Source organism: Sorangium sp. So ce145 (assembly GCF_051525985.1).
Classification (GTDB): domain Bacteria; phylum Myxococcota_A; class Polyangia; order Polyangiales; family Polyangiaceae; genus Sorangium; species Sorangium cellulosum_B.
On record NZ_CP150315.1, the window covers coordinates 526,082 to 542,318 of the forward strand.

General features: G+C 69.3%; 11 protein-coding genes. 8 read left to right on the forward strand and 3 right to left on the reverse strand.

Translation table 11 applies throughout. The features are described 5' to 3' along the window. Positions 1–33: 33 nt before the first annotated feature. A complete protein-coding gene (locus tag WMF34_RS01920) occupies positions 34–1,530 on the reverse strand; it encodes a hypothetical protein (protein ID WP_437992235.1) in 1,497 nt (498 codons plus the stop codon). A 199-nt stretch (positions 1,531–1,729) separates the two neighbouring features. Between WMF34_RS01920 and WMF34_RS01925 the strand changes: the two genes are divergently transcribed. The 8 genes from WMF34_RS01925 (at position 1,730) to WMF34_RS01960 (ending at position 11,799) form a co-directional block, all read left to right on the forward strand. Next, a complete protein-coding gene (locus tag WMF34_RS01925) occupies positions 1,730–3,424 on the forward strand; it encodes a serine/threonine protein kinase (protein WP_437992236.1) in 1,695 nt (564 codons plus the stop codon). Further along, a complete protein-coding gene (locus tag WMF34_RS01930) occupies positions 3,421–4,413 on the forward strand; it encodes a hypothetical protein (RefSeq protein ID WP_437992237.1) in 993 nt (330 codons plus the stop codon). The genes WMF34_RS01925 and WMF34_RS01930 overlap by 4 nt, the downstream gene beginning before the upstream one ends. Positions 4,414–4,600: 187 nt before the next feature. Next, positions 4,601–5,551: a hypothetical protein gene (locus tag WMF34_RS01935; RefSeq protein ID WP_012232990.1), complete on the forward strand. Its 951-nt coding sequence runs from the start codon at positions 4,601–4,603 to the stop codon at positions 5,549–5,551. A gap of 39 nt (positions 5,552–5,590) precedes the next feature. Next, complete coding sequence (locus WMF34_RS01940) at positions 5,591–6,367, forward strand: thioesterase II family protein (protein ID WP_437992238.1); 777 nt, start codon at positions 5,591–5,593, stop codon at positions 6,365–6,367. Positions 6,368–6,508: 141 nt separating this feature from the next. Next, positions 6,509–8,155, forward strand: coding sequence for a fumarate hydratase (locus tag WMF34_RS01945; RefSeq protein WP_012232992.1), 1,647 nt, complete (start codon positions 6,509–6,511; stop codon positions 8,153–8,155). Positions 8,156–8,443: 288 nt separating this feature from the next. After that, positions 8,444–8,650, forward strand: coding sequence for a hypothetical protein (locus tag WMF34_RS01950; RefSeq protein WP_157906384.1), 207 nt, complete (start codon positions 8,444–8,446; stop codon positions 8,648–8,650). A gap of 14 nt (positions 8,651–8,664) precedes the next feature. After that, positions 8,665–9,591, forward strand: coding sequence for an alpha/beta fold hydrolase (locus WMF34_RS01955; protein WP_437992239.1), 927 nt, complete (start codon positions 8,665–8,667; stop codon positions 9,589–9,591). A 576-nt stretch (positions 9,592–10,167) separates the two neighbouring features. Further along, positions 10,168–11,799 (forward strand): protein kinase domain-containing protein, encoded by a 1,632-nt coding sequence (locus tag WMF34_RS01960; RefSeq protein ID WP_437992240.1) that lies wholly within the window; start codon positions 10,168–10,170, stop codon positions 11,797–11,799. A 211-nt stretch (positions 11,800–12,010) separates the two neighbouring features. Here WMF34_RS01960 and WMF34_RS01965 read toward each other — a convergent pair whose 3' ends face one another. Both WMF34_RS01965 and treS read right to left on the reverse strand, forming a co-directional pair. Beyond that, entirely contained in the window at positions 12,011–12,589 is a 579-nt protein-coding gene (locus tag WMF34_RS01965; RefSeq protein ID WP_437992241.1) for a hypothetical protein, read from the reverse strand. Between the two features lie 16 nt (positions 12,590–12,605). After that, positions 12,606–15,998 carry a maltose alpha-D-glucosyltransferase gene (treS, locus tag WMF34_RS01970; protein WP_012232996.1) on the reverse strand — a complete coding sequence of 1,131 codons (3,393 nt, stop codon included), beginning with the start codon at positions 15,996–15,998 and terminating at the stop codon, positions 12,606–12,608. Positions 15,999–16,237 lie beyond the last annotated feature (239 nt).

Consider the following 16,237-nt stretch of genomic DNA (forward strand, 5'->3'; position numbering starts at 1 on the left):
CGAGAATCTCCCCGAACAACCCGGGGAGATACTTCAGTTCGGGCTCCACACGGCCCACTTCCCCGAGGTGGCCCATGTGTCGCTCGCGTCCTTGAACGCCCCGATGAACGCGGCGCTCGTGTCGAAGAACCCGTCCGGCGGCACGACCGCGTCCTTGGTCAGGGGCGTCGCGGGACCGAACACGGGCGCGGACGGGTCGAAGCAGCCCTGGATACCCGGGTCCTCCTCCCGATTCTTCCGATCGGGCTCGCGCAGGAACGCGATCTCATCGAAGCCGCCGTCGTCGTCCTGGAGGATGCCTGTCCCGTCGCTCGTCTCGGCGTAGGCGAGGTCATTCACCAGGTTGAAGAAGATCGAGCTCGATATGTTCTGCTCGGGATCCGGGTCGCGCACGTCGAGGCCCGACTCGAAGCCCGTGACGATCGTGTTGGCGATGTTCGCCTTCGTCGACCGGCGGAGGAGGATGCCGTACTGCTCCTTGTCCACGTCCACGCCCTTCCCGCAGAGCGTCGCGTTGTAGATCGTCGGCTCGCTCCGAGGCTCGAGCGCCGGCGTGAGCGCGAGCGGGTCGTTGTCCCCCTCGAACCCGTTCGTCTCCTCCGCGACGCTCGGGTCCAGCTGCGCCACGAGGAACTGGAGCTTCCCGCGATAACCCTGGTCCCAGTCGAAGGCGTCGTCGCCGCTGTACTGGCAGGCGAGGTGCTTTGCGTTCACCGTGCCCCCGAAGAACTCGAAGCAGTCGTCGGACACGTGCCTCACCTGGACGAAATCGATGATCGTCCCCCTGCCGACCCCGCCGAGGGTGAGCCCGTTGATCTCGTTGTTCGGCGCGAGCTTCACGCCGGAGTACTCGATGCGCACGTATTTGAGCGTTCCGCTCGAGTCGTTCTCGTCGATGCCCCCGTATCGCCCGTTGTTCGTCAACCCCTCGATCTGGCCCGGGGTGCGCGCGCCGTTCGCGTCCACGTGGTTGGTCGGCGCGTTGCCGAGGAGGATGACGCCGCCCCAATCGCCGGCCATTCGATCTTCCGGGGCCTTGCTGCTCGTGAACACGATGGGCTCATCCCGGGTGCCCACGGCGATGAGCTTGGATCCGGGGTGCACAACGAGCGTCGCGGGGACCTGCGGGTTCGTCTCGCCGACGACGGTCGTGCCCTTCTCGATGGTCAGCGTCGCCCCGGCCGAGACGTTCACCTGGCCCTTGAGGATGTACTTCTTGTCACATCTGAGCGTGAAATCCTCCGTGATGTCCCCGGTGATCTCGACGGTCGGCTTGTCGGCCGCCGCGCATCCGCCTGGCGGATCGCCGCCCTCGCCGCCGGCTGAGCCGCTCGACGAGGGGACGCAGGTGCTGTCCGTGCGATTGCAGATGGCGCCGTCGAACTGCGCGCAGTCCGCGTCGGAAGTGCATTGCACGTCCCGCTGCTCGATGATGAGCGAGCACGCGAGGGCGCTCGTGGCGAGCGCGCCCATGGCCAGCGCGAGGGCGGCGGCAGGTGGTGAATCGACGGGGCTGCGCTCGTGGTTCATTGCAATCACCCGATGGCAAGGGAATCGTCTCTGTCAAGCAGGGCCGCGCTGTCCGGCCGACAGGGACGTGGCGAAACCGTCGCTGACAGGCCATCGCATTCGCGAGAACGTCACATGGCGGCCGCTCCGAGGTAACAGGTCGAGGGCATTCTCCGGGCCGGGCTGGCCTCCCTCTGGGGATCGATCCGGCACAGGTCGAATGAGCGCTCCCAGCGATCCCAATGGTTGGCGGAAATATCGCCCGATTGCCGAGATCGGCAGGGGAGGCATGGCCGACGTCTGCCTCGCGGTCGCCCAGGGCCCCGTGGGATTCAACAAGCTCGTCGTGCTGAAGCGGGTGCGGCCCGAGCTCGTGGAGGACGCCGACATCCTGGCCATGTTCCTCGACGAGGCGCGGCTCGCGGCCCGATTGAATCATCCGAACGTCGTTCAGACGTACGAGGTCGGCGACGAGGGAGCGCGCTTCTTCATCGCCATGGAGTACCTCGACGGCCAGCCGCTCGGCAGCATTCGCTCCCGCATGGGGCACGACAAGGTGCCGCTCCCGCTCCAGGTTCGCGTCCTGTGCGACGCGCTGGCCGGGCTCCATTACGCGCACAACCTGCGCGATTTCGACGGAACACCCATCCACGTCGTCCACCGCGACGTGAGCCCGCAGAACATCTTCGTCACCTATGATGGCGTGATCAAGGTGGTCGACTTCGGTATCGCCAAGGCGGCCGACTCGCTGACGGAGACGCGCACCGGGACGCTCAAGGGCAAGGTCTCGTACATGTCGCCGGAGCAAGCGCGCGGAGAGCGCGTCGACCGGCGCTCCGACGTCTTCTCGGTGGGGGTGATCCTCTGGGAGGCGATCGCCCGGAGGCGCATGTGGAAGGGCTTCAACGACCTCGCCATCCTCGGGCGGCTCGCCATCGGAGAGGTCCCGAGGCTCGCGGAAGAGGCGTCCAGCGTCGAGCTCGACCCCGAGATCGAGCGGATCTGCCAGAAGGCGCTCGCGCCCGCGCTCGAGGACCGTTATGCCTCCGCGGCCGAGCTGCAGGCGGATCTCGAGCGCTGGCTCGGCGAGCGCCACCGGGGCATGTCCGCGCGGGAGGCCGGCGAGATCGTCGCCGGCCAGTTCGCCGACGACCGGGCGCGGATCAAGCAAGTCGTGGAGGAGCAGCTGCGCGGCGTGCGCTGGACCGGGAGCCATCCGAGGGTCACGCTGACGCCCGATCTGCCGAAGCTGAGCGCCGGTCCGATGTCGATGACGCCGACCTTGACCGCGCCTGCGGCGGTCAGCGCCTCCTCGGACGGGAGCTCGATGCTGCCCTCGGTCAGCATGACCGGAGCGAAGGAGCGCCCCGCGCGCCCGAACCGCGCGATCGTCGTGATCGCGGTCACCTTCGTCGCCATCGGCGGAGCCGTGAGCGTCGGGGTCTTGCGCGCGCAGCCATGGAGGATCGCCGCGAGCGATCACCAGGAGGCGCAGGTCGCCGCGCAGCCGGCGGCGGAGCCCTCTCCGAAGCAGGAAGAGACCATCCGCCTCGTCGTCCGCGTCTCGCCGGTCGGCGCGAAGGTCTCCATCGACGGCTCGCCGATGTCGACCGGCGCTTACGAGGGCCGCCTCGCCAGGGATGGCCGCGCGCACGTCATCCGCGCGGAGGCGCCGGGTTTCCTCGCGCAGGAAGAGAAGGTCACGGCGAGCAACGATCTCTTCGTGAGCCTCGCCTTGAAGAGCGAACCGCAAGCGCAGCCAGGGAGGCTCGCCGCCGTCGGTCGGAGCGCCCCGGTGAGCGTCGCCACGGCGCCGCCCGCGTCCGCCGCGCCGCCGTCGAGCGCGCCCGCGCCGCCGTCTGCCGAGCAGAAGCCGAAGCGGGGGATCGATCTGGAGAGCCCGTACGCCCGATGAAGACCCCGAGAGCGCTCGCCCTCTGCGCCGCGATCGTGCTCAGCGCCCCGCTCGGCGCGTTCGCTCAGCCTGCCGGTGACAAGACCGAGGAGGCCGACGCCCGCTTCCGGCGAGGCGTCGAGCTCTACAACGAGGTGGATTATGGCGCTGCGCTCACCGAGTTTCGCCGCGCCTACGAGCTCGCGCCCGCATATCAGGTGCTCTACAACATCGCGGGTACGTGTTACCAGCTCAAGGACTACGCCTGCGCGCTGCGCGCCTTCGAGAGGTACCTCGCCGACGGTGGCGAGCGGATCCCGGGCGGCCGGCGGGCCGAGGTGGAGCGGGACATCGCCGTCCTGCGGAGCCGCGTCGCGACGGTGGAGATCTCGACCTCGGCGCCTGACGTCGAGATCTCCGTGGACGGTGTGCCGGCGGGCAAGACGCCGCTCCCCGAGCCCCTCCTGATGAGCGCCGGGCGGCGCCGCATCGCCGCCGAGGCGCCGGGCCGCCCGGCCGTGTTGAGGGTCGTCGACGTGGCCGGCGGCGATCACGCTCGGCTCACGATCGAGCTCCCCGAAGCGCGGGCCCCGCAGGGCCCCGCCGAGGGCGCGGGCGGCGCGCCGGCTCCGCTCGGCGCGCCGCGGATGGACCGCGCGCCTCGCCAGCAGCGGAGCGTGCCCGTGTTCCCCTGGCTCGCGACCGGCGCGCTCGCCGCGGGCGCGGCCGCCACCGGGATCCTCGCGCTCGGCGCTTCCGGGGACCTCGACGCGGAGCTCGATCGGTATCCCGGCGACGCCCGTGCCGTCGAGCGAGCGCGGGCGAGGAGCGAGGCGCTCGCGCTCACCACCGACCTGCTCGCGGGCGCCGCCGTGCTCGCCGGCGGCATCTCGATCTACCTCACTGTCGCTGGCGCAGGCCCGGAGCGCGGCGATGGAGAGCGCGCGTCATCTCCTCCGGTGAGGCTCACGATCGCGCCGGCGTCTCTCGAGCTCGCGGGCTCTTTCTAGGACCGACGCAGAGCGTCGCAGGGTCGCGACGGTCAAAACGCTTGCATCCAGCGCGCTGGAGCTGCATTGATCCGGGCGATCGCCGCGGTCATGGGGGCCTCTCCCGTGCGACGCCGCGGCGACGGTGCGACAAGGTGGTCAATCACCCGCGCTGCCCACGAGTCGAGAACGAGATGGGAGACACCAGGTGAGCACGACCAAAGCGTCTCTTGGGACCCTGTTCCTCATGCTCTCCCTGGCCGCGCCTGCGCTCGGGCAAGAGGCGGCGCCGCGGCAGCCCGTCACGGACAAGACGAAGGAGCGTTGGGCGAAGAGCCAGGGAGGCCGGTTCGGCTTCGAGATCGACGTCCTCAGCTCGTCTTACCAGCGGGAGATCGCGGCGGCTGCCGGCGAAGAGGCCACCGTCGAGGAGTCGTCGCGGCTCGGCGTCGCCATCACCGCCGCCGGCCAGTACAAGCTCTTCGCGGGTCTCCACCTCGACGCGGAGATCCCGTTCGTCTACGGCGACGTCTCGGGCCCTCAGTCGACAGACCTGTTCGGCAGGCGGTTCACGAGCAACGCAGGATACAGCCAGTTCTTCATCGGCAATCCCACGTTCGGCCTCCACTACGCTGCCAACGCCCTTCCCATCCTCGCGCTCTTCGGCGGCATGAGCTTGACGATCCCGCTCCACCCGCACCCGGGCGCGGAGCTCGAGGTCGCGTCGGTGGCGAACTTCCCCGCGCGGGCTTACTTCGATGCGCAGCGCGTGCTGCTCGCGCACTGGGCCTTCCGGGCGCGCGTCGGGACCGAGATCAACGTCGGCAAGGTCCTGTTCTTCACCCACGATCTCGCGAGTCAGGTCTTCTTTCCGACCCGGGACGGGGAGGAAACGAAGACCGTGATCGAGCAGGGAAACGAGATCGAGTTCCGCCCGTTCGGGAACTTTGGCATCGGCATGCGCCTTCAGGCGGCGTTCCCTCTCTCCTCGAGCAACTCGGCCCAGCTCGCGGCCGAGCCGTTCGTCGGCTGGGAGCCGCTCGTGAAGGGCTCTTTCACCCGCGTCGGCGCGCTGGTCGCGCTCGACGACGACCTCGGCTTCGGCCTCGATCAGGGGAAGGTCGCCACCATCCGCGTCGCCCTGGGCAGCAAATGGTAGGGAGCGAGCGCCGGAGGGGCGAGCTACGCTGAGCGCCCCGTGACGACGACCCCCAGCCCGAGCCGCGACCCCTGGGTCGGCGTGCCGAGGCCGAACCCTGCTGCCCGGCTTCGCCTCTTCTGTGCGCCCTACGCGGGCGGCGGCTCGTCGATCTACAGCGCCTGGTGGCGCGAGCTCCCCGCGCACACCGAGCTCTGCGCGCTCAAGCTCCCCGGCCGGGAGGCGCGCATGAGCGAGCCGCCGTTCGAGCGCCTCACGCCGCTCGTCCAGGCCCTCGCCACCGCGCTCGATCCATGGCTCACGAAGCCGTTCGCGCTGTATGGCCACAGCCTCGGCGCGCTCGTCTGCTTCGAGCTCGCGCGCGAGCTCCGCCGCCGGGGAGCGCCGCTGCCGCGCCACCTCTTCGTGTCCGGCCGGCGCCCGCCTCACGTTCGCGGCTCGGATCCGCTCCACGGCCTGCCCGAGCCCGAGTTCCTGGAGCGGATCCGCCGCATGGGGGGCACGCCCGACGAGGTGCTGCGCGACCCGGAGCTCCTGGCGCTCTTCCTGCCTGTCCTGCGCGCGGATTTCGCGGTCAACGAGGTCGAGCCGTTCGTCCCTGGGGCCCCGCTCGAGTGTCCGATCTCCGCGTTCGGGGGCCTCGACGACGAGCGCGCGGGCCGCGCCGAGCTCGAAGGCTGGCGCCATCACACGCGCGGGGCCTTCCGGGTCGAGATGTTCCCCGGCGGACACTTCTTCCTGCGGAGCGCCCGGGAGCCGCTCCTGCGGTCGATCTCGGCCGTCCTCGGCGACGTCGAGCGCGCGCTCCCCGCGTGACGGCCGGCACTGGGTGGGTGTTGAGCCCGGGGCGGGAGCCATGCAAAGAAGGGAGGGACCCGCAGCCTCTCTGCCGCTCTGCCGCTCTGCCCCTCTTCCTCTCTTCCTCTCTTCCTCTCTGCTTCCCCGGAGACCCGAACGATGACCGATTTCCAGTACCAGGACATGCTCCCCCTCGGCCATGACGAGACCCCGTACCGCCTCGTCAGCCGTGACCATGTCTCGACCTTCGAGGCCGCCGGCTCGACGTTCCTCAAGGTCGAGCCGGAGGGGCTCACCCTGCTCGCGCGCGAGGCGATGCGCGACATCGCCCACCTCCTCCGGCCCGGTCACCTCGCGCAGCTCGCGCGGATCCTCGGCGATCCCGAGGCCTCCTCGAACGATCGCTTCGTCGCCCTCGAGCTCCTCAAGAACGCGAGCATCGCCGCGGGGGGCGTGCTCCCGTCGTGCCAGGACACCGGCACGGCCGTCGTCATGGGCAAGAAGGGCCAGCTCGTCTTCACGGGCGGCGGCGACGAGGCGGCGATCGCGCGCGGCGTCTTCGAGACCTACCGCGCGCAGAACCTGCGCTATTCGCAGCTCGCGCCGCTCGACATGTACCGGGAGGTCAACACGAACGACAACCTCCCTGCGCAGATCGAGATCTTCGCGACGGACGGCGACGCCTACAAGCTCCTGTTCATGGCGAAGGGCGGGGGCTCCGCGAACAAGAGCTATCTTTACCAGGAGACCAAGGCGCTCCTGAACCCGGAGAGCCTGCTCTCCTTCGTCGAGGCGAAGATCCGCGCGCTCGGCACCGCGGCGTGCCCGCCGTACCACCTCGCCATCGTCGTCGGCGGCACGTCGGCCGAGTACACGCTCAAGGTCGCGAAGCTCGCCTCGGCGCGCTATCTCGACACGCTCCCGGCCGACGGCAACGCGCGCGGCCGCGGCTTCCGCGACCGCGAGCTCGAGCAGAAGGTGCTCGAGCTCGCGCAGCGAACGGGGATCGGGGCGCAGTTCGGGGGCAAGTACTTCTGCCACGACGTCCGGGTCATCCGCCTGCCGCGCCACGGCGCCTCGTGCCCTGTCGGCATCGCCGTCTCGTGCTCTGCGGATCGCCAGGCGCTCGGCAAGATCACGCGCGAGGGCATCTTCCTCGAGCAGCTCGAGGCCGATCCTGCGAAGTACCTGCCCGACACAACCGACGCGGATCTCGAGGGCGAGGTCGTGAAGCTCGACCTCCGCCGTCCCATGAGCGAGATCCGCGCGGAGCTCTCGAAGTACCCCATCCGCACGCGGCTCTCGCTGAGCGGCCCGATGATCGTCGCGCGGGACATCGCGCACGCGAAGATCAAGGAGCGCCTCGATCGCGGCGACGGCATGCCGAGCTACCTGCAGGAGTTCATGGTCTACTACGCCGGGCCCGCGAAGACGCCCGCGGGCTACGCCTCCGGCTCGTTCGGCCCGACCACGGCCGGCCGGATGGACGCGTACGTCGACCTCTTCCAGGCGAACGGCGGCAGCTACGTCATGCTCGCGAAGGGCAACCGCTCGCCCGCCGTCACCGCGGCGTGCAAGAAGCACGGCGGCTTCTACCTGGGCTCGATCGGCGGTCCGGCCGCGCGCCTCGCGAAGGACTGCATCAAGAAGGTCGAGGTGCTCGAGTACCCCGAGCTCGGCATGGAGGCGGTCTGGAAGATCGAGGTCGAGGATTTCCCCGCCTTCATCGTGGTGGACGACAAGGGCAACGACTTCTTCGCCGACATCAACAAGCCGGCCGGCCGGAAGCTCGAAGTCGCCGGCTGACGTCCGGAGCCTGGAAATCGCGGCCTCCCATCAGGGCATGACGAGGGTGACCGAGGCAAATGGTCACATTCGAGGCGTCTTGGCGCCTGTTCAGCCCGGTGTTGGCGCGACGAGCGCTGCTGGGGCCGCGGTCCGCGGGGGCACGCTCCGTGCTTTGACCTCGTGCGGAAGGAGCTGAGCATGACAGTTCGACCTGATCGCACGGTGTCTCATGGCCGCGCTGACGCTGGGCACCACCGTTTCGAGGATCGGCACGGTGGTCCCGATGGATCTCGCCATCAGCTGGAGGTGGATCGTTTGGACCGGCTGGTGCGCGCAGCGCAGGAGATCGCTGGTCAAGCAGAGCGTCGAGAGCGCGAGAAGCGCAGCGACGCGGGCCAGGAGGCGAGGCCCGGCGACGGCGGCGTCAAGTCGCGTCCGGCGCCGAGGAATCCGAGCATCGCCGACCTCGAGCGCGCGGACAACGAGGGGATGCTGCCGCCGGGGGAGACGTGATGAGCGCACGCGCGATGAGCCTCGATGGGCTCGTCGATCGGCTCGTGCCGAGCGCGCTCCGCCCCGCGGAGCGCGCGCCCCTCGCCCCTGCGCTCGACGCGGAGGTACGGCACGTCGACACGTGGAGCGCGGGGCGCCTCGCCTATTACGTGGACGCCCGCGCTGCGGGGCGCCCCGTGGTGCTCGTGCACGGGGTCGACGCGGCCGCCTCGTCCAGGGAGATGGCGCCCCTGTTCGATGCGCTCCGCGGCGAGCGGCCGGTCTACGCGCTCGATCTTCCCGGCTTCGGCCTCTCGGAGCGAGCGGACCGCGTGTACGATCGCGAGCTCTACCGCGCCGCGCTGCGTCGCTTCCTCACGGACGTGGTCCGCGCGCCGGGCGGCGCCGACGTCATCGCGCTCTCCCTCTCCTCGGAGTTCGCCGCCGCCGTCGCCTGCGAGGAGATGAGCATCGTTCACAGCCTCGTGCTCATCTCCCCGACGGGGCTCGGCCGTGAGCCTCCCGGCGCGAGCGCCCTCCTCCGGGCTGTCTCGCGCGTCCCCTACGCCGCCGAGGCGCTCTTTCGCGTGCTGGCCGCGCCGCCCAGCATTCGCTGGTTCCTGAAGAAGAGCTTCGTCGGCGCGCCGGATCCAGGCCTCGTTGACTATGCCATCCGCGCGTCGAAGGAGCCTTTTGCCCACCGGGCCCCCCTCGCGTTCATCGCCGGTGCCCTGTTCACGGGCGACGCTCTCGAGCGCCTCTATGCGCGCCTGCCCGTCGCCACGCTGATCCTCCACGACCGTGACCCGCATTCGCGCTTCGACCGCCTCGCCGAGCTCACGCAGCAGAACGCCCGCGTGGAGGCCGCCCGCATCGCGCCCACGCTGGGTCTCCCGCACTTCGAGCAGCTCGACGCCACGCTCGATGTCGTGCGCAGGTTCTGGGCGCAGGACCCTTGGTAGCTCTCCTCCACAGAACGACCAGGACAGCCTGGTAGAGAGCTCCGCGCAGGGCGGACGTCGATCCCTGCGGGGCCCCCGGCTCCGCAGGGAAGCCGAGGTCGTCCGGTCGGCCCAGGAGCCGTCGCCTCGACGCCGAACATGTATGCGCCATTACTGATTGGTCCCTTCTCGTGCCAGCGGGCCTGTGCTCCGCTGGTTTCGTGCGACCCCGAGCAGGGTCTCGAGGATCGACCTGCGACACGCATCCAGTTCCACCGCTCCTGAAGCACCTGGTGTACAATGGAGCGGTGGCGGAACACCGGGTGTGCCGACAGGAGCACCCGGTGTGTGTGGTCACGTGCGTGCCGGTTCGATCGGGGGTCCATTTCGTTAGGACCATGACATCTGCGGCCCGGGAGGGGGTGTCCTAGCGCAGCAATCCGGCGATGGAGCGCTGCGCCAAGACACCATGATGGCTGGTCAGGCGATGGAGCAACGCGGCACGCGTCTACAGGGGGCGCGGATTGTTTCCAGGCGTAAAAGTCTTTGCAAACTCCAGGTCAACGGGCTAATTAAGCTCTTATAGCGGGGGATGTCGTGAATTCAGGCGGCCAAACCATCTCTTCGACCCAGCAAGCGAGCAATAGCTTGCTTGGTCGATACCGCCTGATTGCAAAATTGGGTCGTGGTGGGATGGCGGATGTGTTTCTGGCCGTCTCCCGCGGGCCCGGGTCGTTCAACAAGCTCGTTGTTGTGAAGTGTCTCCGCGTCGGGATGGCGGATGACCCGCGCTACGTCCTGATGTTCCTGGACGAGGCCAAGCTCTCGGCCCGGCTCAATCACCCCAACGTCGTTCAGACGTACGAGATCGGGGGCGAGAGCGGCGGGTACTTCATCGTGATGGAGTACCTCGAGGGCCAGCCGCTCAAGGACGTCGTGAGGGCGGTGGTGAGCGGCTGTCCTGGCGCCGCGAGCTTCACGCGGGGGGCGTGGGTCAGGATCATCGCCGAGGCGCTGCGCGGGTTGCACTACGCGCATGAGCTCGCGGACTTCGATGGCGGTCTGCTCGGCATCGTGCACCGCGACGTCTCGCCCCACAACATCTTCGTCACGTACGACGGAGCCGTGAAGATCGTCGATTTCGGCGTCGCGAAGGCGGCCCTCAACGCGGCGCACACCGAGAGCGGAACCTTCAAGGGCAAGATGGCGTACGCCGCGCCCGAGCAGGCGATGGCGAGCGCCGACGTCGATCGGCGGGCCGATATCTTCGCCATCGGCATCGTGCTCTGGGAGCTCCTGGCGATGCGGCGGCTGTTCGATGGCGACCACGTCGCCGTGATGCACCAGCTGCTCACGCGGGACATCCCGCGGCTCTCCACCGTCGTGCCGGACATCGACCCGGCGCTCGATGAGATCGTGGCGAGGGCCCTCCAGCGGGATCCCGATCGACGGTTCGCCACCGCGCAGGAGATGGGCGACGCGCTGGAGAGTTACCTGCGGGGCTCGGGCGAGGACGTCCGCACGGAGCAGCTCGGCGCGCACGTGCTCGAGATGTTCGCGGAGAGCAGGGCGCTCGTGCGCCAGCAGGTCACCGCGCAGTTCGAGTACCTGAGCTCGCTGGACGTCGCGGGCGACATCCAGCGCGCCTCGATGGTCGGAGAGTTCCCCCGCGCCTCGATGGTCATGGGGATGAACCGCTCGATGTGGCCCTCCGCGACCGCGGCCGGTCTACCCCTCCTCAGCGATCACAGCCACAGCCTCCCCGCCCACCCTCATCACGAGCCCCCGGCCGTCGATCCCGGCAGCCTGGGCGCGACGGTGGGGCGCGCCTCGTCCTGGCGGCAGCGTGGGTATCTCGCCTCTGTGCTCGGGGTGGTCGCGTTGCTCGCCGCGGGGGCCTTCGTGATGTTCCGCGAGCGCTCGGTGGAGCCCGTCGCGTCGGAGCAGCCTGCTGCCGTGTCCACGGCTGCGACGGCGCTCGAACCGGGCCCGATGAAGGCCAAGGTCACGATCAAGAGCGAGCCCGCGGACGCGAACGTGAGCTGGAACGGGACCATGCTCGGCAAGACGCCCCTCAGCGTCGAGCTGCCTCAAGGGATGCAGGTCGTCGTGGTGTCCAGGGCCGGTTGGGTCGACGTGTCGATCTTCCTGCAGCTCTCCGCGTCGGACGTCGTCGAGCGCACCGTCGCGCTCCGGCGTCAGGACGTCAGCACGATACCCTCCAATTAGCGCGGCGATCACCCGCTTCGGATACGGGCCCATCTCGACGTTTTCGGTGCTCAGCGCACTGGAGTGCGCTTCCGCGCCGAAAACGCCGATCTGGACCCGTCTCCTGTGCGGGTGACCGCCGCTCTGCGACGCTCGTACCAGGCTCAGCTGAAAACCGCTCTAGATCTCCCCGTCTCCCTGTGAATTCCCCCGAAAAATTCGAGGGGATACTTCAGGTGCCGGGCCTGAGGACACGCATGGAGGGCGCTGCCCTGGAGGCGAGGCGGCGGACTTCTCGACCGAGCCAGTCGAGGAAATCGAGGTTCCACGGAGGCCCGTCGGGCCAGCGCTCGCGTATGCGGGCGGCGAGCTCGAGATCCCAGCTTCCGTAGAGATCCACGAGCGCGTCATGCGCCTTGCGGCCGGCCAGCGCTTCAGGGGCGCCGCGTGGCTCGCCCCCGTGCGCGAAGGCGTCATCGCAAACATAGTAGTTGCACGTCGCCGCGCGCCGCTCGGGGGGGATGGTGCAGCCCTCATGACCGTGGAAAGCGCACCTCTTGGGGAGCGCTCCGCCATCGCTGCCCTGGGGCTCGACCCGCAGGATGAGCAGGCCGCGCTGGCCCGGGCGCAGGGTGCCCGCGGCCATCTGCTCGAGCAGCCAGCCAGCGCCGCCGAGCGAGACGATTCGCCCGATGTCCGACCACTCGACCCCCGGCGGGCTGGCGCAGCAGCCCGTCGGGCCCTGCGGGCACGAGCCGCACAACGTCGAGTGCAACCGCGTATGCATGCCCGCGAGCTCCAGCCGGATCATCGCGCCTCCAGCGCTCCTATGCTCTGGGCGTGATCAGACGCTCCAGCCCGCGCAGCGGGATGTCCAGCCAGTCAGGCCGGTTGTTGAGCTCGTAGCCGACCTCGTAAATGCACTTCTCGAGCATGTAGAAGTCGATCAGGAGCACCGTGTCCGCGTCGCTCGCTGGCAGGTACGGCGCCGTCTCGTCGGTCCGCGGCTCGGCGGTCGCCTGAGCGCGCGCGACCGTCTCCATGTATCCCGCGAGGTAGCTCGCGGAGATCCACGTCACCCAGGCATCGGTCCACGGCTTGAGGACGGCGACGTCCTCCGGCCGGAGGCGCGCGTCCCGGAGCGCCGAGGCGCCGGCGTAGTCGAACGAGCGCAGCATCCCGCCCACGTCCCGGAGCGGGCCGCGCTTGTAGCGGCGCTCGCTCAGCGGTCTCGCCGGCTCCCCCTCGAAATCGATCAGGATGAAGTCGTCGCCCGTCGAGAGCACCTGGCCGAGGTGGAAGTCGCCGTGCGTCCGGATGCGGGGGATGTCGAACTTCCTCGACACGATCTGCTGGAGCTTCGCGTTGATCTCTGCCTCGCGCGGCAGCATCGCCGACACATGCTCCCGCACGCTCTCGGGGAGCGAGCGCTCCCGCTTCCTCAGCAGCGCGAAGGTGCGCGCGAGCATGTTGTGCGCCGACTGGAAGATCGACTGCTGGTGCAGCGTCGAGAACGACTGCTGCCCGAACGCGGGGTCCTTGCTCGGCTTGCCGAGCGTGAGGTGGAGCTGCGCGGTGCGCTCGCCGAGCAGCCGCATCCTCACGAGCTCGGTGCCCATGAGCTGGTTCACGAGCGGCGGCGGCGTCGCGCGCGACGCGTCGACCAGCGTGCCGGCCGGGATCGGCGGCGCGCCCCCCTTCGCCGTCTCGTCGGCGAGCACCCGCTCGAAGAAGCGGTTCAGCGCCTCGAGCGTGCTCTTCCACGCGTCGCTCTGGCTCTGCACGTACTCCTGGAGCATCGCCACCGTGGTCGCCTCGCGACCGCGGGCCTGGTACTCGATCGCCCCGGCGAGCCGCGCCGTGGCAGGGAACTGGTGCTCCGTCAGGTACCGGCCGATCTCGAGCTCCGGGTTGATGCCCTCCTCGACCTGCCGGAAGATCTTGAGGAGGAGCTTGTCGCCGTAGATGATGGTCGTGTTGCTCTGCTCGCTCTCGGAGATGCGCGCCGGGAGCTCTCCGTCGGCGCCGAGCGTCTCGAGCGTCGTCCCGAGCGGCAGCGCGTGGAGCTCGCCGACGGAGCCCGTCGCGACCCCCTGCGCCCGGATCGCGGCGAGGACGAGCGCGGCGAACTCCGGGGTCGCCAGCGCGTCGTAGAGGACGCCCTCCGGCGCCGCCGCGCTCTCCGGCTCGGGATCGCGGATCGTGACGTCCGCGATCACCGCGTGGCGCGCGCGCGTCGCGAGCGTCCGCGCGTAGTCGCCCGTGGCGAAGCCGATCGGCACGACATACGTCTCCGGCGAGCCGTCCGTGTACTCGACGCGCGCGAGCAGGAGGTAGTGCTCCGCCGCGGTCTGCTCGCCGCGCAGGATCGGGATGACGTCCGCGAGGGTCGTGGCGCGCCGCGTGCGCGCCTTGCCGCGGAACCAGCGCCGCGCCGCGATGAACTTCCCGAGCGCCGGCTCGAGCACCCTGCGCCCCTCCGGGGAGAGGAGCGTCCGCCACGAGCCCTTCGTCGCGATCGCGGGCGCCGCCTCGGCGTCGCCCGCGGAGATCGCCGGCGTCGCCGGCTCCAGCGCGAACCAGAAGAAGTCGTGCGGACCGAGCGACAGGGAGTAACCGCGGCTCGTGATCTCCGGGAAGCGGCTCCTGCCGAACAGCTCGACAGGCACCATCCCCTCGAAGCGCGCGAGATCGAGCTCGACGTGCTGCGCGTACCGAGAGAGGTTCGCGACGATGAGCAGCCGCTCGTCCGCGTGCGCGCGGATGAACGCGAGCACCTTGCTGTTGTCCGGGTGCAGGAACTCGATCGTCCCGCGGCCGAGCACCTTGTTCTGCTTGCGCAGGGTGATGAGCCGCTTCATCCACCAGAGGAGCGAAGCCGGGTTCTGCTGCTGCGCCTCGACGTTGATCGCCTCGTAGTGGTACTCGGGGTCGATGATGATCGGCAGATAGAGCTTCTGCGGGTTCGCCCTGGAGAATCCGGCGTTCCGATCGGCGCTCCACTGCATCGGCGTGCGCACCCCGTCGCGATCGCCGAGATAGATGTTGTCGCCCATCCCGATCTCGTCGCCGTAGTAAAGGACGGGGGTCCCCGGCAGCGAGAAGAGCAGCGCGTTCATCAGCTCGATCCTGCGCCGCGTCTTCATGAGCGGGGCGAGCCGCCGGCGGATGCCCAGGTTGATGCGCGCCGTGTGCTCCTGCGCGTAGACGCGGTACATGTAGTCCCGGTCCTCGTCGGTCACCATCTCGAGCGTCAGCTCGTCGTGGTTCCGGAGGAACGTCGCCCACTGACACGTCTCGTGGACAACGGGCGTCTGCTTCAGGATGTTGACGATCGGGAAGCTGTCCTCGAGCTCGACCGCCATGAACATCCTGGGCATGAGCGGGAAGTGGAAGTTCATGTGGCACTCGTCGCCGCTCCCGAAGTACGCCGCGGCGTCGGCGGGCCACTGGTTCGCCTCCGCGAGGAGCATGCGATCGGCGAAGTTCGCGTCGATGTGGCGCCGGAGCTTCCGCAAAAACTCGTGCGTCTCCGGCAGGTTCTCGCAGTTCGTCCCTTCGCGCTCGTAGAGGTACGGCACGGCGTCGAGCCGGAGCCCGTCGACGCCCATCTCCAGCCAGAAATCGACCACCTTGAAGACGGCGGCGTGGACGTCCGGGTTCTCGAAGTTGAGATCGGGCTGGTGGGAGTAGAAGCGGTGCCAGTAATAGGCGTTGGCGACCGGATCCCAGGCCCAGTTCGATGTCTCGAAGTCCTTGAAGATGATCCGGGCGTCCTTGTAGCGGTGAGGCGTGTCGCTCCACACGTAGAAATCGCGCCAGCGCGAGCCCTTGGGCGAGGTCCGCGCCCGCTGGAACCACTCATGCTCGTTCGAGGTGTGGTTCAGGACGAGCTCGGTGATGACGCGGATGTCGCGGCGGTGCGCCTCGCGCAGGAGGCGGGCGAACTCGCGCCGGGTCCCGTAAGACGGGTTGATGTTGGCGTAGTCCGCGATGTCGTATCCGCCGTCGCGCAGCGGCGAGGGGTAGAAGGGCAGGAGCCAGATCGCGGTGACGCCGAGATCTTGGAGGTAATCGAGCTTGTCGACGAGCCCCTCGAAGTCGCCGATGCCGTCCGCGTTCGAGTCGCTGAACGCGCGGACATGGACCTCGTAGATGATGGCGTCCTTGTACCAGAGGGCGCTGCCTTCGGCGGGAGGGGGCTTTTGATCCTGGCTCATGGCTGCTCCGGCGATGCGCGTTGTCCGCGCGACGACGCCGGGCGCACAGGATGCAGCGGCTCGGGCCCTGTGCGGCGTGAGCACGCCGCCCGGGCCAGAGGTGGCCAGGAGGCAAGGCACGCTGCGGAGTCCGCCACTGGGCGCGCACTGCCGTCCCCACGCAGATGACGCGGATCACGTGTATAGTTTAGCTACTCGGGATTGCAAGACCACGCGGGCCCGACTTCGGTAGCACGCCA

Bases quoted from the DNA above. Each gene is read 5' to 3' on its own strand.
- WMF34_RS01920 (WP_437992235.1), bottom strand. From the start codon at position 1,530: ATGAACCACGAGCGCAGCCCCGTCGATTCACCACCTGCCGCCGCCCTC.
- WMF34_RS01925 (WP_437992236.1), top strand. From the start codon at position 1,730: ATGAGCGCTCCCAGCGATCCCAATGGTTGGCGGAAATATCGCCCGATT.
- WMF34_RS01930 (WP_437992237.1), top strand. From the start codon at position 3,421: ATGAAGACCCCGAGAGCGCTCGCCCTCTGCGCCGCGATCGTGCTCAGC.
- WMF34_RS01945 (WP_012232992.1), top strand. From the start codon at position 6,509: ATGACCGATTTCCAGTACCAGGACATGCTCCCCCTCGGCCATGACGAG.
- WMF34_RS01955 (WP_437992239.1), top strand. From the start codon at position 8,665: ATGAGCCTCGATGGGCTCGTCGATCGGCTCGTGCCGAGCGCGCTCCGC.
- WMF34_RS01965 (WP_437992241.1), bottom strand. From the start codon at position 12,589: ATGATCCGGCTGGAGCTCGCGGGCATGCATACGCGGTTGCACTCGACG.
- treS (WP_012232996.1), bottom strand. From the start codon at position 15,998: ATGAGCCAGGATCAAAAGCCCCCTCCCGCCGAAGGCAGCGCCCTCTGG.